Source organism: Kribbella sp. NBC_00359 (assembly GCF_036097425.1).
In the GTDB taxonomy this organism is placed as follows: Bacteria; Actinomycetota; Actinomycetes; order Propionibacteriales; family Kribbellaceae; genus Kribbella.
In genome coordinates this window covers 6424996-6449413 of sequence record NZ_CP107975.1, presented here as the reverse complement: position 1 = coordinate 6449413, position 24418 = coordinate 6424996, and the positions used below count along the sequence as shown (strand labels likewise).

Sequence of the window (24418 nt, the reverse complement as noted above, 5' to 3'; positions counted from 1 at the left end):
TCAGCCGTCGTTCTCGGCCGACGGGATCACCGCGCCCGGCACATCGGCGGGAGCGACGATCTTGCTCTCACCCGGGTACGGCGTGGACCAGTCGTGTGCCTGGTACCAGTCGAAGTGGTTCATCTGCGCCGGGTTGGCGAAGTCGGCCTTCGCGTTCGGACCGGTGGTCCGCTGCTGGGCCAGCCACGCCTCCCACTGCGCGGCGACCGCCTGCTGGTGAGCCGGGACCGTCGCCTTCGGAACTGGCGCGGCGTTCGGGTTCTGCGCCGCGGGGACATCCACGCCACAGGGCGGCGGCGTGGCCAGACCGGCCGTCAGTGACGTCCGGTTGGGGACGGCGGTGAACGGCGCGAAGTTGGGCTTCTGCGTGAACGCGCCGAACATCGGGGTGGCCGCGGTGTCCTTCTGGTTCATCGGCTGGATCCCGAGGATCTGCTCGATCGTGCGGATCATCGTGATCTGGGTGTAGTAGTGGCTGTCCACTACACCGTGCTGGGCGTACGGGCTGATGATCTGGATCGGCGCGCGGTGACCGTCGACGTGGTCGAGACCCGCCTGGGAGTCGTCCTCGACGACGAAGATCGCCGAGTCCTTCCAGTACTTGCTGTGCGAGATCTCGTCCACGATCCGGCCCGTGGCGAGATCGTTGTCGGCCACTCCGGCCGGGCCGCTGTTCGGGCCGCCGGTGTGGTCGTTGGACAGCCAGAACATGTTGAAGTTGGCCGGTCCGTTCTTCTCGAAGTCCTTCTTCCAGATCTCGGTCTTGTAGATATCCGGGACGTTCAGATCGAACTGCGGGAAGCCCTGCACCGACACGGCGTTCAGCGACGGGATCGCCGAACCGACCGTGATCGGGTAGGCGGTGTCCTGACCGGTCGCCTGCATGTTCTTGGTGTCGCAGTACAGATTCTGCCAGGTCGCGCCGGCCGGCTTGCTCTCGATCGACTGGAACTCGCCGAAGTCCTTGACGGTTTTGCCCGCCGCCTGCGCACCGGTCCAGATGAAGCCGCTCTTCTGGTGTCCGAGCGCGTCGTTCTCGGTGTCGTAGGTCCGGATGTACTCACCGGCCGAGGACTCGCTGTACTCGGGGTTGTCGGCCTGCATCAGCCAGTTGTGCCCCTCGGCCGAGTTGGTGCCGATGTCGTAGGTGTTGTCGTACAGCCCGAACTGCTTGGCCATCGCGTGCTGGTTCGGGGTCACGTTCTCGCCGTACTGCGTCAGCGCCGGGTTGCCGTTGCCCTCGGGGATGTCGCCGTACACCTGGTCGTACGTCCGGTTCTCCTTGACGATCATGAACACGTGCTTGATCGTCGACGGGTCGCCGAGCTTGGCCGGAACCGGTACCGGGTTGCGGTGGCCCTTGTCCGTGGCGGCCTGGGCCGAACCCTTGGTCCAGCCGTTCTGCTGGAACACCGTGGCGGTGAACTTGCCGATGGCGTGGTCGTCCGGCAGTGTGAACCGGGTCAGGCTCGACGTGGTGTCGTGCGTGCTGTGCCCGGCAGCGGTCGTGTCCCGGCGGGCGTCGACGCCGCGGGTGTTGGACACCACGATCTGCTTGCCGACGGTGGCGAGCTCGGCCGGGAAGTAGTCCGTCGGCAGGAGACCGACGTAGCTGACCGGCTCGAGCGGGTCGCGGTACTTGTAGACGGCGACTGCGTTGGCGCGGCCGAGCGACACCAGCAGGTGGCCGTCGTCGGTCAGCGTCACACCGTCGGGCTCGTAGCCCACCGACGCCTCCGGCCAGGGCTGCGTGGCGATGGTCTGGACGACCTTGCCGCGCGCGGTGTCGATGACCGACACATTGTTGGTGGCGGTGTTGGTGACGAACACGACGCCGTTCTTGGCGTACATCGCGGTCGGGTGCAGGCCGACATCGATGCTCGCGGGCGCGGCGGACGGGTTCGCCAGGTCGATCACGCTGACCGTACCGGTGATGGTGGCAGCGGTGATCTGGGAGGCCACGACCTGGGTGCCGTAGGAGTTGATCGTGGGGTCACCAGGCTTCGCCGGGCGGCCGCCCTCGTTGCTCACGTACAGCTTGTTGCCGACCACGACCATGTCACGCGGCGCGTTGCCGACGGCCCAGCTCTGCTTGATGGTGCCGGTCGCCGTGTCGATCGCGACCACGCGGTTCTGGCCGTTCACCGCGGAGTACACCGTGGAGCTGTCGGCCGAGAACACCGCCTCGCCGACCAGCGCGCGCTTCGCGCCGTCCGCGGCGATCGTGACGAACGTCGGGTTGGCGAGCGAGCCGTCCGGGTTCACCGTGAACCTGCGGTAGCCGTCGGCCTGGCCGAGCCACAGTTGCGACCCGTCGGGCGAGTAGGTCGGGCCTTCCTGGCCGACGTCGTTCCCGGGGATCCTCAGGTCGGCGGCGGCGTTGTTCCCGATGTACTGCTGGACCTTCCAGTTCTTCAGGTCGATGATCGCCAGCGCCATCCCTCCGTCGGTCACCGACGCGGCCATGTGGCTGCCGTCCGCGCTGACCGTGGACGACATGATCTTGCCCTTCTGGAGAAGAAGGCGATCGCCCAACGGCTTGATGTACTGGTCGGCCGACACGACCTGGCCCTTGTCGGTGACCTGGCCGACCTGATCGTAGCCGAACTGATGGGTGGAGGCGACTGCAGTGCCGGCTAGGGCCACGGCGACAGCGGTCGTCCCCGCCGTGACCAGTGGTATGCGGCGGCGAAGAAGGGTGGTGAAGCCCTTCTCGTCACGCCTGCGGCGGCGTGTTACCTGCATGGGGTTTATCCCTTCGGGGTGGACGGAAGCAGTTCGATGTTGCCGTCGAACTGCCAGAGCGGATTCGGTTCGTCGCCTGCCGAGGTCCGGACCAGGAAGAAGCCGTTGACTTCTTTCGGTCCGTCCCCGTCGGCGACGTACCGTCCGAGCGGGTTGATGTCGAGTTGGTAGATGGCCGAACCGGCCGCTTCGACACCAGGGATGTGCCAGCTCACGACGCAACGCCAGTCGTTGCCGGCACCGACGGCGGCGACCTGGTCGCCGCCCTTGGTGCAGGCAGCCGAGGTCTGGAGTTGCGCCTCGGTGACGTCAGGTCGGTTGAGCTGCTTGGTCTGCAGGCGATAGAGGTGCGCGAACGACGTGGCGACCGATCGCTGCACCTTGTCCTGGTCGATCCCGGAGCCGACCCCGGCCACCGGGGCCAGCACCCCGGCGGTGAGGCCGAACAGTACGACGAGCGGCAGCAGGCCGGCGGTGATCGCCAGCCGGCCGGACCCGTCGTGGACCGGGTTGGTGAAGTCACGCCGTACGAACAGGAAGTAGGCCAGGGCGGTCGCGACGACGACCCACACCAGACTGACCGCGATGCCGATCAGCAGTGGTCCGCGTTGTGCCGGGCTGGTGAACAGGCCGTTCCAGCTGATGAAGGCGTAGCCGGGCAGTGCGTAGCGGATCGCGACGGGGACCGGGAGCTGTTGAACGATCTGCATCGCGAGGGCGACCACGGCAGGCAGCAGCAGGCCCATCGGCGACCGGCCCAGCGCGACGGACCCGAGCAGGCCGATCGCGGCGAGAGCCAGGGTCGGGGCGAGTGCGCAGGCCCAGGCGAGCAGGACTCTTCCGGCCGCGTCTCCCGGCGACAGCAGGTGGCCGTCGAGGCCGTTCAGGGATCGGTTGCCGACGACAACGAGCCCACTGATCGTACTCGAACACACCAGCCCGATCACGAGCACCACGATCACCGTGAGGCTGGACAGTGCCTTCGACACGAAGATCCGTCGCGGCGATCGCACCGCGACCAGGAGATGGCGCCAGGTGCCGAGCCGGTCCTCGGAGGCGAACACGTCACCGGCGATCAGCGAGGTGAGCAGCGGAAGCGCCCAGGATCCCGAGAAGCCGAGGATCACCAGCGGTCCCGCCCAACCGGTCGCGTGCATCCAGCGGCCGAACAGGGTGTCGACCGGGAGCGAGGCCTGCTGGCTGATGACCGCGACGAAGAGCGCCGGCGCGAGCCAGCAGGCGACGATCAGCAGGCGCACGCGCCACTGCGAGAGCAGTTTGACCAACTCGAAGCGGTAGGCGCGCGGGACCGAGACGCTGCAGGCGACGGGAGCCGCAGCTTCCTTGGTGGCTTCGGCGACGGTGGCGGTCATCGGTCCGACTCCTGCTGTTCGGTGAGGTCGAGGAACGCTGCTTCTAGTGGCGACACGACCGGTGCGAGCTCGCGCACCGCGACCCCCGAGTGCACGAGGCCTTTGACGAGCTCGTCCAAGGCCGGCACCGAAGCCGAGACCACCAACATTTCGGCGCCTTGCCGTATGCCGCTGTCGTCGACGATCCTGATCCCGGCCGTCTCACCGGCCAGCCGGTGGGCGGCGTCGGCGTCGGAGGTGACGAGCCGGTAGTCCAGCTCCCGGCTCTCGGTGGCGAGCTTCGTCATCGGGCCGGAGAAGACGACTCGTCCGGTGGCCAGGATCGTGACGTCCGAGCACAGTGCCTCGACGTCGTCCATCCGGTGACTCGAGAGCACCACAGCGGTCCCGTCGGCGGCGAGCCGGGTCAGGACGCCGTACACATGCTTCTTGCCGGCGGGGTCGAGGCCGTTCGACGGTTCGTCGAGCACGAGCAAGCGTGGCTTGGTGAGAAGCGCGGCGGCGAGGCCGAGGCGCTGACGCATGCCGAGGGAGAAGCCACGGACCCTGTCGTCGGCGACGTCGGTCAGCCCGACCTGGTCAAGCGCGTCGTCGATGCCCATCGTCGGTGCGTCGTCGCCGCGGAGAGCGGCCAGGGCGGCGAGGTTCTGCTTGGCTGTCAGCGATGGGTAGAGACCAGGACCGTCGACGAATCCCGCGACGCCCTCGGGGACGGCGAGCGCCCGGCCGACCGGCGTACCGAGGATCTCCAAGCTGCCGCTGTCGGCGACGGCCAGTCCCAGCAGGAGACCGAGCAACGTCGTCTTGCCCGCACCGTTCGGCCCGACCAATCCGTGGAGCTGTCCCTGCGCCACGTCCAGATCGATGCCGTCGAGGGCGACCACCTCACCGAAGCACTTGACGATTCCGCGAGCCCGCACTGCAGGGGGTGTGTCCATGGTTCCCTTCTCGGTGTTACCTGACGGAGAAACATTAGAAAGGAATACAACGTTGGGCAGGAACCGGCGGTGAACGATTGACGAACGGGAGGCGACCCCTTCACCACGCTCTCAGCCGGCTCTCAGAAGTCCCCCCGGCGAGGTACAGCAGGCGTCGCCGCGAAACTTCCCTTCGGTGGAATACCCATCAAGCGTAAGTTTCAACCCGCGCCGGAGTGGCGTTTTATCGGTAGGCGCGAGCCTGCAGTTCGAACAGTTCGGCATAGCGGCCGCCGGCGGCGAGCAGGTGTTCGTGGGGGCCGACCTCCTCGACGCGACCGTTGTGCATGACAACGATCAGGTCGGCCATCCGGACGGTCGAGAAGCGATGGGAGACCAGCACGGTGATACCTCCCGTCTCGGTGGCCGCGATCCGGGCGGCCGCGGCGTACTGCTCGTAGAGCCGGTGCTCGGCCTCGGGGTCCAGCGCCGCGGTCGGCTCGTCGAGGAGCAGCAGGAGAGGGCGTTCGCGCATGAAGGCCCGGGCGAGAGCGAGCCGCTGCCACTGGCCGCCGGACAGCTCGACGCCGTCGGTGAACTTCTTGCCCAGTTGCGTATCCAGCCCGCGCGGCAGTCCGGCGATCACCGACTCCGCGTCACCTCGCGCGATCGCAGCCCGGACGGCGGCCTCGTCGCCGGCCCGCTCGACGTCGCCGATCCCGACGACCAGACCCGCCGTCAGTTCGAACTTCACGAAGTCCTGGAAGCCTGCCGACAGCTGCGACCGCCACGCGTCCGGCGAGATCGTCGCCAGGTCGACGCCGTCGACCAGGATGCGTCCGGTGGTCGGGTCGTACATCCGCGCGAGCAACTTGACCAGCGTCGTCTTGCCGGCGCCGTTCTCCCCCACCAGCGCGACGGCCGATCCCGCGGGCACGGTGAGATCGATCGCGCTCAGTACGGCGGAATCCGAGCCAGGATAGGAGAATCCGACGTTCCGCAATTCGATGCCGGACCTCAGCCGGGCCGGCGCCGGCGTGACACTCTCCTGCCACGCATTCTCCTTCGCGTACTCGCGCAACCAGTCGTACCGGCTGAAGCTCCGAACCACCTCGCCGACCCAGTACACGTTCTGCGCGATGCCGCCGGTCATCTGATCCACCTGCGGCGCCAGCAACAGCACGAGGACGACGTCGCCCGCGGTCTGCAGCCCGTCCCTCGCCCGGGCGATGATCCACACGACGGCCGCGGCGTACGCAAGACCGAAGACCAGGCGCACCACGCCGTCGACCTTCCCACCCCAGCGCGCCGCCGCGACCCGGCGCTGGAACCGCTCCGTCTGCAGCGCGAAGATCTTGTCCAGCAGGACCTTCCCGAGTCCGAAGACGCGCAGCTCCAGCCCTGTCCGTGGGTCCTTCGCCACCTCGATCAGCCGGTCGACCAGGCGCTCCTGCGGCAGCGAGTCCTCCCAGGCCTTCTGCTGCCGCGTGCTGCTCAGGTACGCCGACCAGATCCGCGTCGCCCCGAGCAACGGGAGAATCAGGAGCAATGGGTTCACCGAGCCGAGCAGGGTGAGCACGGTCGCCGTGTTCGTCACCGTCGCGAACGCCCACAGCAGCACCTCGGCGCCGACGCCCATCCGCCACGCGCGCTCGCGGACCAGCTCCAGCCGGTCGGCCACGTCCGGTCGCTCGTGATGCGACAGCCCGGGAACACCCGTCGTCACATCCAGCAGGTCGGCGTGGACGCGACCAGCCATCCGTTCCTGCGCGGTGTCCTGCAGCGGCCAGCCCACGACGTCGGCCACGAACGAGACCGCGAGACCGCCGACGATGATGCCGATGCCCAGGGCGATCGTGCTCGACTGGTCGGCCGCGATCCCGTCGACGAGCCGGCTGACGCCGTACGTCTGCAAGGGCGCCGTGATCGCCCGCGCCGCGACGAGCACGGTCGACATCGCCATCAGCCCCGGCGCGGCCCGGAAGGACGTGGCGAGCCACAGCCAGAGGATCCGCAGGCTACGCATCGACGGCCTCGCTCTCCGGGTCTTCCGGCGCCGTCACGTACCGCTCGGCCTGCAGCCGGAACATGGCGGCGTACGTCCCGCCGTGCTCGAGCAGTTGCTCGTGCGTGCCGTCCTCGACGATCCGCCCGTCGGCCAGCACGCAGATCCGGTGCGCGTTGCGGACCACCGAGAACCGGTGCGAGATGATCAGGGACGCCACCCCGGACGTGAGCTCGAGGTACCGCTCGACCAGCTCGGCCTCGGCCCGGACGTCGAGCGCGGCCGCCGGCTCGTCCAGCACGAGCACCCCGGCCCCGGCATGGACGGCGAACAGCGCTCGGGCCAGCGCGATCCGTTGCCACTCCCCGCCGGACAGGTCGACACCGCCGTCGAACGTCTTGTCGAGCACCGTGTCCCAGCCCGCCGGCAGTCCGCGCACGACCTCGTCGATGCCCGACTCGCGGGCGACCTTGGCGAGGGTGATGTCGTCACCGGCCCGCTCGACCGCACCGAACACGACGTTGTCCGTCACCGACAACGGGAACCGCAGGAAGTCCTGCACGATCGCGGCGATCCGCCGCTGCCAGGCGGTCAGGTCGAGCTCCGCGAGGTCCACGCCGTCCACCATGATCCGGCCCCTGGTCGGCCGGTACGCGCCACCGAGCAGCTTCACCAGCGTGGACTTGCCGGCGCCGTTGACGCCGACGAGCGCGAGCGCCTCGTGCGCGTGGATGGTGAGGTCGAGGTCGCGCAGCACGTCCACGTCCGAGCCGGGATAACGGAAGCTGACGTTCTCGAAACGGATCTCCCGCGCCGGCATGGTCTCGATGCGATGGCTGCTGACCGCGGCCGGCTCCGGGTGGCGGTCGGCGATCGTGCCGGGCAGATCCTTCATCGCCCGGTACGCCGACAACCCGCGCCGCACCTGGACGACGCCGTACCCGTTGCTGGACACCCCGATGGCGAGGATCGCCGGGACGGTTGTGGCGACCTGGGTCAGGGGCAGGTCGCCGTCGAGTGCGGCCCGGCCGACCAGGAGGATCGCGAGCCCGTTGGCCGCCAGGTGCAGACCGCCGGTCAGGACCGACCACTTCACGTTCTTGCCGCGCCGGTCCCAGACCGCGCGGAAGCCCGCGGTCCACTCGCGGACGTAGCGTTGGACCAGCCAATCATGCAGTCCGAAGACCCGGAGCTCCTTGGGCGCATCGCGCATGCCGAGGTCGAACAGGTAGTTCGCCCGCCGCTGCTCTTCGGTGTTGCCCCACCACACGTCGATCTCGCGCTCGATCAGGCGGCCGCCGTACCACTCCAGCAAGGCGGTGACCGCGACGAGCATCCCGGCGACCCACCAGGAGAACATCACGCCGACGATGACCGCGGAACCGACCAGGGTCACGCGGCTGGCCATCAGCCAGGGCAGATTCGCCAGGCCCTGCGCGAGATGGAAACCGCCCTTGCCCTTGGCCCGATCCTGAACGTCCAGCACCTCGGAGTCCTCGAGGTGCGTGACCCGGCGCGGACGGAGCAGCGGCTCGGTGATGCCGGTGCCGATCTCCCGGACGAGCGCCGCGTCCATGATCAGCGAGGCCACCCGGTGGATCGCGGGGGTCAGGCTCTCCAGGACGAAGACCGTCAGCAGCGCCCCGAGCAGCCAGCCGAACTCTGTCATCGACATCGCTCCCGGGGCGTCGTCGATCACACCTGGAACAGCCCCGACCACCTGACCGGTGAGCAGCGTGACCCCCATCCCCAGCACAGAGCCGAGGACCGCGAGGCCCATCGTCAGAGCAGTGCTCCCAGGTGCCACCCGCAGGGCGTACCGCAGCAGAGTCAGCACCCAACCGACCGTAACGGCGACCACCGACAAAAGCATCCGAGTTTCGGCCAGCCCCGCAATCGCCGGGCTTACCCTCGTCTCAACGACGTCGAAACGGGATGGGGTGTGATGGCGGGCCCTCTCGTCGAGACCAAGCTCTACCGCCCGCGAATTCGCCAGGGTCTGGTGGCACGGCCACGTCTCGACGACCGCTTGCGGCGGAAGGACGGCGTCGGACTCACGCTCGTGTCAGCCCCGGCCGGCTTCGGCAAGACGACGCTGGTCTCGTCCTGGCCGGCCGAGCGCGTGGCGTGGGTCTCGCTGGAGGAGAGCGACCAAGATCCCCTCACCTTCTGGACGTACGTGCTGACCGCGCTGGAGCGCGCGGCACCGGGCGTGGCCGAGGGCGCTCTTGTGGTGCTGCAGTCGAGTCCGACGCCGATCGAGACGATCCTCGCGGGTGTCCTCAACGAGTTGAGTGTGCTCCCGGACGACGTGGACCTCGTCCTCGACGACTATCACCTCGCGGACAGCGTGGAGATCAGTCGGGGGATGACGTACCTGCTCGACCATCTCCCGCCCCAACTGCACCTGCTGATCAGCACGAGGGCCGACCCCGCGTTGCCGCTGGCGCGCCTGCGCGCTCGGGGCGAGCTCGTCGAGATTCGCGCCGCCGACCTGCGCTTCACGGTCGACGAGGTCAGCTCCTATCTCAACGGTGTGACCGGGTTGGGTCTCGACGCGACGGCCATCGCGACGCTCGAGGAACGCACGGAGGGCTGGATCGCCGCGCTCGGCCTGGCAGCTCTGTCGTTGCAGGGCCGCAGCGACGCGGCCGGGTTCATCGACGGCTTCGCGGGCGACGATCGGTACGTCGTCGACTACCTCGTCGAGGAGGTCCTCGACCGCCAGCCGGAGAACGTCCGCCGGTTCTTGCTCGAGACCTCCGCGGTCGATCGGCTGACCGGACCACTCTGCGACGCCGTGACCGGACAGCCCGGGGGCAAGGCGATGCTCGAATCACTCGAGCGCCAGAACCTGTTCGTCGTACCCCTGGACGACCATCGGCGGTGGTATCGCTACCACCACCTCTTCGCCGACGTCCTGCGTGCGCATCTGCTCGCGGAACGCGGCGATGTCGCGGAGCTGCATCGGCGCGCCAGCCGGTGGTACGCCGACTCCGGCGACACGGTCGCGGCCGTTCGGCACGCCGTGGCCGCCGGGGACCTCGACCGGGCCGCCGACCTGGTTGAACTTGCCGTCCCGGGGTTGCGGCGGGAGCGGCAGGAAGCGACCATCCGGCGTTGGCTGGACGACCTACCCGACGAGCTCGTCCGGAGACGGCCGGTCCTGGCGATCGGATTCGTCGGGGCGTTGATGGCGAGCAACGACTTCGACGGTATCGAGGATCGGCTCGACGACGTCGAGCGACAGCTGGCCGGACCTGCCGATGCCCTGGTGGTTGTGGATCGCGGCGAGGTCGAGCGTCTACCCGGCGCCATCGAGACGTACCGGGCCGCGCTCGCCCTCGTCGCGGGCGACCCGGCCGGCACGATCGAGCACGCCGGGCTCGCGCTCCAGCGCGCCGTCGACGGTGACCACCTCACCACCTCGGCCGCCTCGGCGCTGTCGGGCCTCGCCTCCTGGGCCGGCGGGGACCTCGAGGCCGCACATCGCGGCTACAGCGCCGCCGCCCAGGGCCTCGAACGGATCGGGCACATCTCCGACGTCCTCGGCTGCACGATCACCCTGGCCGACCTCGAGATCACCCGAGGCCGGCTCCGGCAGGCGCAGACGATGTTCGAGCGAGCCCTCGAGCTCGCCGGCCACGAGAGCCCGGCCCTGCGCGGAACGGCCGACATGTACGTCGGATTGAGCCGGCTGGCCTGGGAGCGGAGCGACCTCGACGCGGCCGGCGACTACCTGCGCCGCAGCGAAAACCTGGGCGCGAAGGCCGAGCTCCCGCAGAATCCTTATCGGTGGCGGGTCGCGATGGCCCGGATCCGCGAGGCCGAAGGCGATCTCGACAGCGCACTGGACCTGCTGGATGCGGCCCTGCGCGTGTACGTCGGCGACTTCTCACCGGATGTCCGTCCGATCGCCGCCGTCCGCGCCCGACTGCTGGTCGCCCGCGGAGAGGTGTCCGCGGCTGAGGACTGGGCGCAAGATCTGTCGGTCGACGACGAGTTGTCGTATCTCCGCGAGTACGAGCACGTGACGTTGGCCAGGATCCTGCTGGCTCGGCACGGGGACGCCGTACCGCTCCTCGAACGGTTGCGAGCGGCCACTGAGGCAGGCGGCCGAATCGGCACCCTGATCGAGGTGCTGGTCCTGCAGGCCCTCGCCACTCGCGATCCGGCCGCCTTGGAACGAGCACTCACCCTTGCCGAGCCCGAGGGATACGTTCGGGTCTTCATCGCCGAGGGGCAACCGCTGGTGGCCTTGCTCGCGACACTGCATCGGCGCCGACCCGACTGGGGCTACCTTCGCAAGGTTCTCGAAGCGGCGCGCCGGCCTGCCCGGGTCAGCAAGCCGGCTGTCGAGCAGGATCTCGTCGACCCGCTCAGCGATCGCGAGATCGACGTACTTCGCCTGCTCGCGAGCGAACTCGACGGTCCGTCGATCGCCCGCGAACTCGTGGTGTCGCTGAACACCGTGCGCACCCACACCAAGCACATCTACACCAAGCTCGACGTGAACAACCGGCGTGCGGCGGTCCGGCGAGCCCACCAGCTCGGACTGCTCACCCGCTGAAGATCACCACATGATGTGATGCGTGGTCACCAGGCCCGCTCCTAACTTGCGGCTATGGACCACGACTCAGCTTGGTACGAAATCCGCCTTCAGGGGCGACTCGACCCACGGTGGGCCACCTGGTTCGAGGGCATGACCCTCACCGACCACACCGACGGCACCACCGTCATCCACGGCCTCGTGGCCGACCAGGCAGCCCTGCACGGCCTGCTCCAGCGACTTCGCGATCTCGGTCTGCCGTTGCTCTCGGTCGACCGGCGGACCCAGCACTCAGGAGACTGACATGACCATCACCGCACCGACCACGACCACCACGATCGCCCCCGCCGATCCGACCAGGAACCACGTCCGCGCCGCTGGGATCTTCTACCTGGTGACCTTCGCCGCCTCGATCCCGGCGCTGCTGCTGATCGCGCCGGTGCTGAACGATCCCAGCTTCATCAACGGCTCCGGACAGGACACCCGCGTGCTGTGGGGATGTCTCCTCGATTTCGTCAACGCCCTCGCCGGCATCGGCAGCGCCGTCGCCCTGTTCCCCGTCCTGAAGCGGCAGAAGGAGTCCCTGGCCCTCGGCTTCGTCACCTCCCGCCTGCTCGAGGCCGCGGTCATCATGATCGGCGTCGTCAGCCTCCTCGCCGTCGTCACGCTGCAGCAGGACGTCGCCGGCACTCCCGGCACCGACCCCGCCACGCTCACCACCGTCGGCCAGGCCCTGGTCGCGGTCCGCGACTGGACCTTCCTCTTCGGTCCCGGCATGATGGCCGCCGTCAACGCCATCCTCCTCGGCACCCTGCTGTACAGGTCCCGGCTGGTCCCCCGGTTCATCCCCGCGATGGGTCTCATCGGCGCACCGCTGCTGTTGACGGCCAACGTCCTCACCGTTCTCGGTCACAACAGCCAGCTGTCCGGCCTCTCGGCGATCGCGACCTTCCCCGTCGCCGCCTGGGAGCTCTCCGTCGGCGTCTACATGCTGGTCAAGGGCTTCCGCACCACCGTCGTCTGACCCCCACCACCCGAGCCGGACAGTTGCTATTGGCAACTGTCCGGCTCATTCGTTCACCAGCTGCGGCCGCGGATACGCCCTGTCAGAGAATGCCGCGGTCCGCGAACGCCTTCTGTACCACAGCAGCCTGAGACGGGCCGTACATCGACCGAGCGGTCGAGACCGTCTGCCCTGCCGCCGCGGCGAAGCTGGTGTCCGGGGCGAAGCCGAACTGGGCGTTGACGATGATCCGGTCGGCCACCGTCGGGCCGAGCGCGGTCCGGATCTGGAACAGTGCCTGCGACCAGATCTCACCGTCCGCGTGCACCTCGCCGACGACGTCCTCCGGGTAGTGCTTCCCGGCGTCCAGACGACGGAGGCAATGCGGCACTGTCGACGTGTACGACGTCGAGTCCCAGTCCGCCACGCACGCCAACGGCTCCTTCACCGGTACGCCGTACTTCTTCGCGACCCAGTCGCCGACGGTCACCGAGAAGTAGTCGCCGAACGCCTCACCGATCGAGCCGGACTCCAGCGTCGACCCGAATCCCGGCACCTGGGCGGCGTGGATCGAGTGCCCGGTCTCGTGCACGATCACCTCGCCGTCCTCGGCGTCGTCCACACCACCCTTGCCGAGGGTGATCGTGTCGCGCTTCTCGATCTCGAACGAGTTGTCCCCGCCGTACTGATCGACCTTGTAGTCCTGGCTCTCGGCGTTCACGGCGAGCAGTTCTCTGCCGAATCCGAGCGACTGCAGGTACTTCTGCGTCTCGGTACCCCAGAAGTACGCCATCACCTGCTCGAACCGGTCGTCGCTGCGGTCGTAGAAATAGGTGCCGTTCGAGCTGTACGCCGCCGGCCCGGTGTTACTGCGCACGTTCGCCCAGGTGCCCTTCAGATAGCCGGAACCGTCCAGGTCGGTCAGCGTCACCTCGTAGTACTCACCGCGCGGGACCGCGGTCGCGGAGTCGTTCTGGTCGGTGAGCGACTCGTTGCCGCTGGACTGGACCGGGTTCGGAATGAACACGAGAGCCTTGGCCGTGGTCGTCCCGACGGGCGGCTGCTTCGCGTCGGCGGCCGGAGCCGTCAGCCCCATCGCCAGCACCAACGCAGCACTCGCTGTCAAAGCGCAACTCGTGATCCAAGCCTTCGACGCCATCGTGGCCTCCGTGTCGACGCACCAGGGGAAACTGCCACCACAAGGTAGGTCGTCCACTGGCTCGGTGGAAGGTCAGAGCAACAGGTTCGGGGATTACCCGCGCGGGATGCTCCGTCACGATTCCGGAGCGAAACCGAAGGCTCACCGATCGGTGATGCGGTGCCGTTCACCAGAACAGTAGGAGGCGGCCGCGGTAGTGGACACCGTGGCCCTGCATCGTCAGGCGGAACTCGCCCGCTTCGCGGCAGACCGAGGCGCCGATCCGGTGGAGCAGCTCGCAGTCGTTGAAGAGTACGACGCCGGGCCGGTAGGCCACGTGCACTTGCTGTCGCGGACCACCCGCCTCGGCCTGTTCGGGGATGATGTCCATGCCGGTGCCGCCGCTGGGCACGGCAAGCGGGAGGGTGAAGTTGAGGATCCCGTCGATCGCTGCGGCTCGGTCGGCGAAGTACGGCACTTGCTGCGCGAGCTGGTCGAAGTGCCAGCCGCCGCCCTCGAACCGGCCGGCCCGGTCGTAGGACATCAGGTGGAAACCCGGGACGGCAAGCTCGTCCACGAAGTCCACCGGGAGGCCGTAGCGGTCCTCGAAGAAGTCGGCCACTCGGTCGTAGAGCCATCGATAGGCGTTGTACAGCAGAGTGTTGGTGGCCCGGGCCTGTTCGGCGTACGACTGCAGGCTGTTCCGGTTGCGATAGAGCGGCGTACCGATCGTCGCCAGATCTGGGCCGGAGTGCCAGCACTTGTCTCGGAACGACGGCGAGGGGCTCAGCAGTTGCTGGACCGCGAACGCCGCCTCGGCTTTGGTGAGGACTCGGTGCAGGTAGACCTCGGCGGAGCCGACTGACACTCGGCGGGTCCGCGATGCCGTGCTCATCGGGTCACCTGCGCACACGTGACGGCAGCGGCCAGCAATCCGGCAACGGCGGTCGCGATCGGCTGGCCGGTCCAGTACTCGTAGTACAAGAACGCCGGCGACGGGTTGACCTCGAAGCAGAACCACTCCCCCTCCGGCGTGACCCGCAAGTCGATGCCGGCGACGGCGAGGCCGAGCCTGGAGGTCAGCAGGCGGCAGCGGTCCGCGACGTCATCGGGTACGTCGGTCGTGGACAGCCGTGGGCGCGGTAGGCCCTGACGGGTGGCGTAGCGATAGTCGTCGGCGTCGCTGCGGATGCGCGTCGCGAAGATCTCGGCCCCAACCACGTGAACGCGTACGTCGGTGCCCGGCACCTTGCGCTGGAACTGCGTCGGACATGACCGCACGTCCTCGAGCGGAACGTCTTCGGCCAGGCATCGGACCCGGCTCCGGATCCCGCTCGTGGACTTGTAGATCACGCTGTCGTGACCGGCCGAGAACTCCGCGACGGCGGCTGGGTCGTTCGTCACGAGAGTCTCGGGGACGGCGAAACCGACGGCAGCGATGTCGCGGAGCTGGGCTGGCTTCGAGCCGTTGCTCGCCGATGCGGACGGGCGGTTGACGACGTACGCCGGGGTGAGCTCGGCCCACGCGGACAGCACGTCGCCGACTTCCTGGGTGTGCCGCCAGGCCGGTGAGCCAGGCGGCTGGTCGCGTACGGCGGCCACGCGAGTGCCGTCATGTGGTCGCAGGTACGCGGCGCCGATGGTGGCGAGGTCGGCCGCGGTGTCGCCGATCCGCACTGTCCCCTCGACGGTCTTTCCGACGGTCAGCTCGACCGTCGTGTCCAGCACGAGCCGTTGGTCGACGAACAGGAGCGGTACGTCGAGCCGGACGAGCTCGGCGTGTACGGTGGCCAGCGTCGAATCGCCCGGCAGTCCCCAGAGGAGTGCTGTCACGGTGGGCCGTCCAGGACTCGCGCCAGGGCATCGGCGACGTGCGGGGGCGTGAGATCCGGCCAGGCACTGACCTGTGTGATCACGTCGTCGACGACGTCGGCCTCGAGTGTGGAGCATCCGACTGTGTCAGCCAGCGTGCACAACTTACGCCCGATCTCCTCGCTCGCCATGCCGAACCAGTTGCCGCCGACAACGGTCACCCGAGTTGCCTCCGCGGTCGGGCCGTCGTTCGGGTCGTTGTCAGGCCTATCGGTCAGCGTTGCGCGGCGGCGGATCGGACGGGCCCGGAGGCCTACCGCTGTGGCTGCCACGATCCATTGCTCTGGGCGCCAGCCGGGTCCGTTGAGGCAGGTGGTGCTCGGGCGGTTGATGACTGGTCCGGGCCATGCGCCGAGCCATGCGCGCAGGAACGCGTCCAGCTCAGCCGCCGCGTACGCCGCGTCCTGTGCGTTGATCTGCGGCAGGTCCGCAGCACTGATGCCGCCGAGCCGGGTGAGCACTGACGTCACCTCCGGCCTGGAGGTCACTTCGGCTTGGGCAGCGCCGTGTTCGTCGAGGTGGAGAAGCAGGTGCTCGGAGCTGAGCTCTGCAGGTGTGAGAAGTACAGCGTCGCTCCCCCAGCGGGTGGCCAGCTCGCGGGCGGTGATGTCGTGGTCGTGCGCAAGCACCAACCGCATGTCAGCCCTCCGCAGTCCCAGGCGGAGCCGGAGCCACCTTCTTCGCGGGCGCCGTCTTGGCCGCTGCCTTCTTAGCCGCTGCCTTCTTCGCGGCTGCCTTCTTAGCCGCTGCCTTCTTAGCGGGCGCCTTCTTCGCGGCCTCCTCCCCCACCGCCGGCTCTCCCGCCGTCTCCACCACCGCCGCCGCCTTCTTGGCGGGCGCCTTCTTCGCGGCCTTCTTTGCTGCTTTCTTTGCGGCCTTCTTCGCCGGGGGTGGTGGTTCGTCGTCCAGGGCGGTGGCGCCTACGTCGGGGCGGTCGTCGAGGGTGATGAAGGTGCGCTCCCGGCCCGTCGGCGCGCCGGGTGTCAGGTTCGGCGCGAAGGGGGTGTCGAGTTGCTTCTCGATGGCGACCAGCTTCTCCAGGGTGGAGACCTTGTCGATGTGGTCCTTGTCCTTGTGTTCCTTGTGGTCCTTACCCTCCTTGTCCTTGCCCTCCTTGGCCTGCTCCTTCTCCTTCGTCTCCTTGCCTTCCTTGCCCTCCTTCGACTCCTTCCCCTCCTTGGCTTCCTTGTCCTTGCCCTTCGCGTCCAGCCGACCGTCGATCTCGGTGATCTTCGCCTCCAGTTCCTGGGTCAGCTGGAAGACCTCCCGGCGCAGCTCCGCGACGCAGTTGCTCGACGTCTGCAGGTCGCGGGAGATGCTGTCCAGCTCTCCCTCCAGCGAGTGGAAGCGGGCGTTGAACCCGATCTCGTCCGGCGTCTGCCCGCCCTGCACCACGGTCACACCGTCGATGAAGTCCGGATGCACGAACAATCGTTGATAGGTCAGCACACACTCCGGTGCGGTCTCGGCGATCTGCACCTGGAACGTGAACCCGGCCTCGCGCTCGGCCCCCGCCGCGGAGCGGGAGATCGCCTGGCCGAGGACCGCGATCACCGCGTCCTCGCCGAGGCCGGCCTCCCGCAGCGCGGCCGCGATCGTGCTTCCCGGTACGCCGAAGACGAGCGGCCCCTCGGCGTTGCTGTCGTTGGTGGACATGGTCCCCTCCTGCGCGGCGGCTGATCAACGAACGGTGCGGTAGTGGCGGTAGGTCCGGGCTGCGGCGGCGGTCAGCGGGAACGGCGTCCCGGAGCCGTCCACGTCGACGTGGTGCTGGCGGAGGTCCCACGTGTTCGCCCGTACGCCGACGGGCGTCACCAGCTCGACCAGGTTCATCAGATGCTCGTACTGGCGCAGCGTCAACAGCGCCCCCGCGGGCAGCGCGGGACTCCACTCGTACGGGTCGTTGCCGAGTCCGCGGACGTGGGCCAGACAGCTCACCACGCTGATGCCCGCTCCGGCTGCGTAGATCTGCGTGGTCGATCCACGCCGCGGGTCGAGCCGGACGGCCTCGCCCGCCAGCCCGCGCGACTCCCAGCGGTAGAGCACCGTCTGTCGCGCGGCCAGATTGCTCCCCGCCAGCGGCAGCCCTGTCACGCCGAAGACGAGTACGACGTTGCCGTTGGCATCGATGAACGCGACGACACTGCTGGCCCCCGCCGCCGCTGCCGCCGTCAGAACGGCAGCGACCTGTTCGGGGTGAGCGGTGATCGCCGCGGTCCCGCCCGGCCCGAGATTGAACGCCGCGAACAACCGCGTTGACACAGCATCCAGCTGCCGCCGGAATCCGTCGAGCTGCTCGGCAACCGGTACGCCGAGCTGCGCCAGCCGCTCGGTGAGGTCGGGAAACACCGACCCCGCTTGTGCTCCCGGCAACAGACCCGACGAGTCGACAGGCGTGAGCTGGTGGGCTCCCATCGCCGCGACCACAGCGGCCAGCGGAGCGTCGTACCCGGTGTTCGTCGACGTGACGAGGCTCGCCGTGGCGGTCAGCGGCAGCGGCGCGTCCGGGCCGGGCGTCAGGTCGACGACGAGTGGACCCATCGGCAGCGTGCTGACGAACACGGTTGCGTCCGGCAACAGTTCCGCGGTGCGCAAGCCGCACGCGTCGAGCAGCCACGCGCCGGCCGGATCGTCCGACCGCGGGCGCGGCACGAGGCCCGGGTCGCCCAGAGCCTGTGCAGCGGCAACCGCCGCATCCAGGACGGCCGGATCGGGGACCGACAGCTGCGCGCCGAGACCGAGCTCGAACCGCGAGCCACCGTCATCGTGCTGTCCGGCCACGACAGCTGTCCACGGTTGCGCACCCAGTTGACGGCACCGGGTCTCGAGCAACTCCAGCGCGCCGGCCAAGCTGGGCGCGAGCGGTTGGTGATCCGGCAGCGCCCATCGCGCCAGAGCCGCGCGGGTCCTCGCCACCCGATCCTGGACGCGTTGCGGCAGCAGCCGCGCCTGATGTGCCGCGTCCCCGTCGGCGCTGCCGGCGGGCCAGACCAGGTGCACCTGCCGAACAGCCTGCAGCAATGTCGCCCTACTGCCCGGGGAGTCCGGCGCGACCAGCCGGAAGGCGACGTGGACCGCATTGCGGGTCTCGTCGATCTCGACCGGAGCCGGCAAGCCAGGTCCGGGTGCGCTGTTCAGGACGCTCTCACCCCAGGACGGCGTGGGGAGTCGCCAGCCCCGCAACAGCGCGAGCCGCGCGCGGTACTCCGCGTCGTCCTCGAGGCGGCCTGGTGGCGACAGCGGTTGGGTCGCAGGAGATCGTCGTACGGCGTCCCACACCAACTCGTCGGCGAAGCGCGGGCAGCCGAGATCCGACCCGATGCGATCGAGCGCGTTCCCGCGCGCATCGGCCAACACACGCATCGCTGTGACCTCGCGAGCGCATCGCCGCAGCCGCTGCTTCTCCGCGAGGACTGCCGCGAGCACCCGGCCGGTCAGACCTTGGACGAGATCGATCCGCACCAGATTCCGCACCTCGCCAGGTGGCAGCTGAGTCGTCGTACCGTCCGCGGCGATCAAGGTCGCGGACACCGACAACTGAAGCTGCGGCGCCACCCCGGACTCATCCACCGACGGGACGTACCCAGGCACGCTGCTTCCCGCCTGACTCCACACCTCGAACGTCACCGCCGGCTGATCCGTAGCCGGCCCGGGCTGAACAACCCGCGGTACGACGACGCACCGGTCCCGCTCGGTGTCCACCAGCAGTGTGACGTTCAGTACGGCGTACCGGCTGCCGGCCGGCACGGTCACCCGCGCGTTCGCGACACCGTCCCAGGGCAACGGTTCGGGTGTAGTCGCGCCCGCCAGCGGACCGATGAGCTCGCGGGCGACGGCCGCGAGTGATCCGGCGCCAGGCTCAGACACCTGGTCGAGCAGGTCGGCCGTGGTCTGCGGGACTGTCATGGTCACCTCACCGCACCGACAGCAGGTCCGGGGCGTCGACCAGTACCGCGATCTGACCGGCGCCGAGCGTGAGGTTCTGATCGGCGTCGAGGACCTGCGGGCCGTCACTGCCATCCGTCGTACTGCCCGCCGCATCGACCAGCGGTGGGAACCGGACGAGCCGGAGGTTGACGACATCGGTGATGCCGGGCTCGGACATCAGGGCCGCCGTGATCGCAGCCGACCGGACCGGTTCGGCCAGCCGGAGGCGGTCTACGATGCGGTGCAGCCGCTCCGCGAGCCGGCCCTTGAGCGCCAGCGCCGACGGGCTCGAGTTCGTGCTCGCCGTACTCCCGGCCGGCAACGCCAGTCCCGTCGTCACGATCTCGGCCTGGACACCGACGAACACCTGGTCGGCCTCGACCACGTCAGGGAAGACACCGACCGGGCGGACGTCGCGAATGGCGGCTTCGACGGATGCTTGCAGCCCGTTCGGCCCGTCCCACACGGCCGCTTCCGTCGGGGCGACGAGGACGCTGACGAAGTACGGCGACGCCAGGTCACGGTCGATCGCGAACATCCGCTCCAGGAAGGTGAAGTCGCCGAACACGGACTGGGACAGGTCGATGCCGCCCCAGCCGTCGCGGACACTGACCTGGCGGACACCCGGCAGGAGCGAGACCGTCGTGGCGATGGCCTCCGCGGACCAGATCGACCGTGGCGCCGCCAGCAGCAAGGCCCGGTACCGCTCGTCGTCCCAGTGCTGTTCACCGCCGGTCAGTGCGGCCGTGTGCGCGATCCGGACCAGTCCCTGACCGGCCGCCGACGCACCGGCCGGCAGTCCGGCCGCCGCGTCGGCGGCGAGCAGGTCGGCAAGCTTGCCATCGGCAACTTCCCAGCGATCGATCTTCTGCGGGTTGTTGCCGTCGGCATCAGTAACCGCGGGGTCAAGGTTCCCGATCGGTCCGGGATCGAAGCTGACGACGGCCGCCGGCAGCGACGTCGTCCGCGCGCTCAAGGTCGTGGTCGCCGCAAGGGCCACGCGGTGTCCGCCGGGGGTGCTCAGCCGGCTGCCCCGCGGCAGCACGAGCTGGTCGATCCCGGCCGGAAGTGCACCCCCGAGCGTGAGCGTGACTCGACCGGACGCGACGAGATACGGCCGGTCGAGGCCGAGCTCCGCACCAAGATCGCTCAGGGCGCGACCACGGGCGGTGCTCACGAAGCAGTCGTCGTACAGCGCGCCGAGCGCGGCCCAGGTCCGCGCGTCCTCGAGCGCACTGATCTCGAGCACCTTGCGCAGAACACTGCTACTGGACAGGTCGAGGTCGTCGTCGATCAGGCTGCGCGCCAGCGCGATCTTCTCCGCCAGCAGCCGGGTGAACGGCTTGGGCAGGAACCCGGCCGCGGTGACGCCGAACCCGTCGCTGCCGGTCGACCGGGTCACCTCGTCGTCCACCGCCAGAATCTCGCTGAGGTCCAGGCTCGTGTCGTCGCTCACGATCGATCCTCCTGTCCATCCTGCTGTCTGGCCTGCTGTCCGGCGTCCGGTACCGGCCCGAGTCCGGCCACGGTGAGAGATCCACCGGCATCGCTGATCGCCTCGAAGGACACCGTGACCGCCAGCGCCCGCGAGCCGCCCGTCGGTGTGGCGACGGTCAGCTCGGTGATCCGCCGTACGCGCGGATCGGCGGCCACCAGCTGCGCGACCGCGCTGCGCAGGGCCTCCCGCGCGATCGCCGGAGACGTCTGCTCCGCCAGCGGGCCGAGTCCGAGGAAGCCGAAGCGAGCGTTGAACGGATCGCTGCCGCGCAACGTGGTCAGGCCGACGGCGAGGTCCTGCGTGAGCGCGTCGACCCCCTCGACGACGTCGAGGTCGACGCCACCCGGCGTACGACGCAAGGCCACATCGCGGGCCAGGTCCGAAGGATCGACAGGGTCGGCCCGGACACCGGCACCGAGCAGCCGGCGGCGCCGGACCGTCTCGTCGGACGACGGACCGGGAGTGCTGGGAGTGATCGGGCTCATGGCGTCCTCACGAGGCGGTCAGCTTGGACTGTCCGGGGTCGATGGTGGCCGAGAAGATCGTCGCCAGATCGTTCGCGGTCGTGACCTTGTCGTTGTCGAGCAGCACCGGTTGGCGGCCGACGGTGAGCTTGGCCGCGCCGGTGCTGGTCACGGCCGTGCTGAGGCAGGGATGACTGTTCCCGTTGGGGTCCTTGAACTTGCACCCCGAGTACTGCCCGGCGCCCGCGACCACAGCCAACGGGATCACCGGCGACGCACCGACGGTGAGTTTCACCGGCCCAGCGGTCAGGCTCCGCGTGCCTTCGTGGGCGCACGTGACTTCGCCGTCCTCGATGACGACCGCCGGGCGCGCCATCAGCTCACGTCCATCGTGCCGGAGACGGAGACTTTGACGTTCGCCGCCTTCATCGCGATGTCACCGGTGCCCGCGTCCAGGGTGATCCCGGTGCCGGTGATCGCGATGGTGCCGTCGTTGTGCAGTTCGATCCGGGCTGTCTTGCCGTCCTTCGTGTTCTCCAGCAGCACGACACCTTCCGCCCCCGGATCCGGCCGCTCCGTGGACTTGTGCAACGTGCTTGCCACCCGCAACGTCAGGCCGCTGACCTCGACGATCCGGCGGCCGTCGGCATCGATGAGGTCGTGACTCCCGAAGCCTTCGTTGGGCGGCGCGCCTTCCTCGTCCGCGGCGAGATCCTCGGTCGGCACCGCCACCGGCAGGACCAGCCACCAGTCGCCCGGCGCCGCGGGCGGCATCACTCCGTCGTCCCACACGCTGCCGATGTCGACGACGTCCTGGCCGCCGCCGGTGTCCGCGAGCAGGACCCGCTCACCCGGGTAGCGCGGAAGGATGAGGCCGTACCCGCCGTACGCGAACGGAGTGACGACCGGCACCTGGCGCAGTTCGCCATGTCCGGTCGGGGTGACCTGGAGACGCCGCACTGCCGAAGGCTTGCCGTCGTCGGGGGCCAGCGAGTACCAGACGTCGCTGCTCGTCTGGTCGGGCGAGCCGCCGCCCTGCGCGGACGGATGCGCCCGGACCTGCCCGATCAGGAGACGCAACGCGCGGCTGCCGCGCGACACCGTCCGGGCGAGTCCCTGGAACGCTTTGGCCGTCCCGGACGCCACATCGGCCGGAACACTGCCGCGCACCGAATCGGCGTCGGCGGGCGCATCGTCGTGCCGGGCCGGTGGCACCGGGTCCCAGCCTTCGTCCTTGTCGTCCCGCAGGACCGCCGCGCGGACGACGGTGACGAAGCCCTGCCGGATCGAGAGTCGATGCGTCACCCCGGTCACGAGACACCTCGAGCCCGCGACCTCGCTCGACCGCGAACCGACCAGGTCCGCGAGGTCGTTGAGCAGCGGCAGCCCCAGCCCGGTCGGCGCCAGAGACGGGAAGTCGTCGGGCGGCAGCGGGATCTTGACGGTGTCACCGGGCTTGACGTCCGGACGGCCGAGACAGGTGGCGGTGACAGTCGCTCGCGGCTCGGCAGGCGGCTTCCCGCCGGCCTCAGGTATGGGTACGTCGGCATCGGCGCCACGGGTCACCGCGAGCAGGCCGACCGACTCGTCCAGGACACGCTCGACCCCGAGTCGCGCCGTGACGGCGTCCCTTGCCGTCCACAACCCGACATGCAGCACGCCATCGCGCACAATCGCCGTGGACAGGCCCTGCAGACCGAGCGCCGCCGCGGCCTGCGACCGTACCGTCCGCATCGCATCGAGTGCCGAACCCGGGCGGACATCGGCGAAGTCCTTCTGATCCGCCGCCGGGGTGAGCGTCTTCAACCCGTGCGTCACGATTGCCACGCCGGCGTCCCGGGCGATGCCCTGCGCGGCCGCATCGAGGTTGTCGTAACACAGTCCGCCGCGGACGACAGCCGCACCGAGCCGGGCGAACACGACCTCCCGTCCGCTGATGATGGTGTCGTAGCGGCGCTCCCCGGCTTGCCGCCGTACCGTGTCGACCCGGATCACCGCGACCAGGCTGCCGTCGGGTGGGCTCTGACTGCCGCCGAGGAGATCGGTTAGACCCGCGGCCCGGGTCAGGTCCGCGAGTACGCCGGAACCGGAGTCCTTCCACCACAGGTGGATCGCCGCCCGCAGGCGCTTCCCAGCGGGGAGCCGGATGCGTTGGTAGTCCTCGTCCGTGAGTCCCTCGACGACGATCTCGTACCGTCCGCCAGACAGGTCCGCCGGAAGCGTTGCCGAGACGATGCCGTCGTACACGTCCCCGCTGATCGTCAGCCGCGGCGACCCACCTTCGCGCTCGTCGGAGAACACCACGGCCCAGGTCGGCAACGTCCCCGGGGTCACGTCGCGGCTCGGGCTGCCGAGCGGATCGGTCATGGTCATGGCGCGCTCCTTCGGACCAGATCGAGGGCCGGATCCCCGGCGGTCGAAGCCGGGCCGACATCGCCCGCGACCAGCAGGTCGCGCCAGCGCAGGACGATCCGGCTGCTCGAACGGCCGGCGGATCGCAACGCGGCCGCGGTCAGCACCAGGCGGTCCACGACCACCTCGACCTGTGCCTGTCCGCCGTCGGCGAAGCGGATCGCCCGATGCTCCACGAGTACGGCGCTGTCCGCGATGCGCTCGTCCACGAGCAGGGTCAACCGGGGCCGGGGCATGTCGACAGGTGTCCGGTCGGTCGACGTACCGGCGGTGCGGTCGTCCCAGACCACGGTCAACGGATCCGCGTCCAGCAGGACCCGGGCAACCCCGACCGGCACCGCGAGTACCAGAGTGCGAGAGGCGTCCAGCGCGAGCCTGGCCGGTATGCCGTCCGTCAACGGTGAGTCGACGACAGTGCCCGCGGGCGTGGGCGTCGGCGCGACCGCGTCCGCTCCGAGGGCGTCGGCGTACGCGTCGACCATCGGCCGGGAGACGAAGGCAGGCAGCTGTGTCAT

General features: G+C 69.3%; 19 protein-coding genes. 3 read left to right on the top strand and 16 right to left on the bottom strand.

Features of this window, described 5'->3' with window-relative positions; translation table 11 throughout:
• From OG876_RS31450 to OG876_RS31430, 5 genes are all read right to left on the bottom strand, one after another.
• Positions 1-2745 (bottom strand): bifunctional YncE family protein/alkaline phosphatase family protein, encoded by a 2745-nt coding sequence (locus OG876_RS31450; protein WP_328520291.1) that lies wholly within the window; start codon positions 2743-2745, stop codon positions 1-3.
• Positions 2746-2750: 5 nt separating this feature from the next.
• Positions 2751-4118, bottom strand: coding sequence for an ABC transporter permease (locus OG876_RS31445; RefSeq protein ID WP_328520290.1), 1368 nt, complete (start codon positions 4116-4118; stop codon positions 2751-2753).
• The gene (locus OG876_RS31440) at positions 4115-5056 is read right to left on the bottom strand and encodes an ABC transporter ATP-binding protein (RefSeq protein ID WP_328520289.1); all 942 of its coding nucleotides are present in this window, start codon (positions 5054-5056) and stop codon (positions 4115-4117) included. Before OG876_RS31440 ends, OG876_RS31445 begins: the two co-directional genes overlap by 4 nt.
• A 223-nt stretch (positions 5057-5279) precedes the next feature.
• Positions 5280-7061 carry an ABC transporter ATP-binding protein gene (locus OG876_RS31435; RefSeq protein ID WP_328520288.1) on the bottom strand — a complete coding sequence of 594 codons (1782 nt, stop codon included), beginning with the start codon at positions 7059-7061 and terminating at the stop codon, positions 5280-5282.
• The gene (locus OG876_RS31430; protein WP_328520287.1) at positions 7054-8877 is read right to left on the bottom strand and encodes an ABC transporter ATP-binding protein; all 1824 of its coding nucleotides are present in this window, start codon (positions 8875-8877) and stop codon (positions 7054-7056) included. The genes OG876_RS31435 and OG876_RS31430 overlap by 8 nt, the downstream gene beginning before the upstream one ends.
• A gap of 108 nt (positions 8878-8985) precedes the next feature.
• Here OG876_RS31430 and OG876_RS31425 point away from each other — a divergent pair, with 108 nt between their 5' ends.
• From OG876_RS31425 to OG876_RS31415, 3 genes are read left to right on the top strand one after another with little or no spacing between them, the layout of a single operon-like run.
• Complete coding sequence (locus tag OG876_RS31425) at positions 8986-11610, top strand: LuxR C-terminal-related transcriptional regulator (protein ID WP_328520286.1); 2625 nt, start codon at positions 8986-8988, stop codon at positions 11608-11610.
• Between the two features lie 54 nt (positions 11611-11664).
• Positions 11665-11892: a hypothetical protein gene (locus OG876_RS31420; RefSeq protein ID WP_328520285.1), complete on the top strand. Its 228-nt coding sequence runs from the start codon at positions 11665-11667 to the stop codon at positions 11890-11892.
• 1 nt (position 11893) lies between these two features.
• Positions 11894-12613 (top strand): DUF4386 domain-containing protein, encoded by a 720-nt coding sequence (locus tag OG876_RS31415; protein ID WP_328520284.1) that lies wholly within the window; start codon positions 11894-11896, stop codon positions 12611-12613.
• A gap of 82 nt (positions 12614-12695) precedes the next feature.
• Here the strand turns inward: OG876_RS31415 and OG876_RS31410 are convergent, their stop codons facing one another.
• The 11 genes from OG876_RS31410 to OG876_RS31360 all read right to left on the bottom strand — a co-directional run bounded on the left by OG876_RS31410 (position 12696) and on the right by OG876_RS31360 (position 24418).
• Positions 12696-13751: a M4 family metallopeptidase gene (locus OG876_RS31410; RefSeq protein WP_328520283.1), complete on the bottom strand. Its 1056-nt coding sequence runs from the start codon at positions 13749-13751 to the stop codon at positions 12696-12698.
• Positions 13752-13917: 166 nt separating this feature from the next.
• Positions 13918-14625 carry a hypothetical protein gene (locus OG876_RS31405; protein ID WP_328520282.1) on the bottom strand — a complete coding sequence of 236 codons (708 nt, stop codon included), beginning with the start codon at positions 14623-14625 and terminating at the stop codon, positions 13918-13920.
• On the bottom strand, positions 14622-15563 hold the full coding sequence (locus tag OG876_RS31400; RefSeq protein WP_328520281.1) for an ATP-grasp domain-containing protein: 942 nt from the start codon (positions 15561-15563) through the stop codon (positions 14622-14624). The genes OG876_RS31405 and OG876_RS31400 overlap by 4 nt, the downstream gene beginning before the upstream one ends.
• Positions 15560-16240, bottom strand: a complete 681-nt coding sequence (locus OG876_RS31395; RefSeq protein ID WP_328520280.1) for a hypothetical protein — start codon at positions 16238-16240, stop codon at positions 15560-15562. Before OG876_RS31395 ends, OG876_RS31400 begins: the two co-directional genes overlap by 4 nt.
• Position 16241: 1 nt before the next feature.
• On the bottom strand, positions 16242-17258 hold the full coding sequence (locus OG876_RS31390) for a hypothetical protein (protein ID WP_328520279.1): 1017 nt from the start codon (positions 17256-17258) through the stop codon (positions 16242-16244).
• A 24-nt stretch (positions 17259-17282) separates the two neighbouring features.
• Entirely contained in the window at positions 17283-19508 is a 2226-nt protein-coding gene (locus OG876_RS31385; RefSeq protein ID WP_328520278.1) for a hypothetical protein, read from the bottom strand.
• A gap of 7 nt (positions 19509-19515) precedes the next feature.
• Positions 19516-20985, bottom strand: coding sequence for a hypothetical protein (locus tag OG876_RS31380; RefSeq protein WP_328520277.1), 1470 nt, complete (start codon positions 20983-20985; stop codon positions 19516-19518).
• Entirely contained in the window at positions 20982-21512 is a 531-nt protein-coding gene (locus OG876_RS31375) for a hypothetical protein (protein WP_328520276.1), read from the bottom strand. The genes OG876_RS31380 and OG876_RS31375 overlap by 4 nt, the downstream gene beginning before the upstream one ends.
• 7 nt (positions 21513-21519) lie before the next feature.
• On the bottom strand, positions 21520-21867 hold the full coding sequence (locus tag OG876_RS31370; protein WP_328520275.1) for a hypothetical protein: 348 nt from the start codon (positions 21865-21867) through the stop codon (positions 21520-21522).
• Positions 21867-23864, bottom strand: a complete 1998-nt coding sequence (locus OG876_RS31365; RefSeq protein ID WP_328520274.1) for a hypothetical protein — start codon at positions 23862-23864, stop codon at positions 21867-21869. The genes OG876_RS31370 and OG876_RS31365 overlap by 1 nt, the downstream gene beginning before the upstream one ends.
• Positions 23861-24418: a hypothetical protein gene (locus tag OG876_RS31360; protein WP_328520273.1), complete on the bottom strand. Its 558-nt coding sequence runs from the start codon at positions 24416-24418 to the stop codon at positions 23861-23863. The genes OG876_RS31365 and OG876_RS31360 overlap by 4 nt, the downstream gene beginning before the upstream one ends.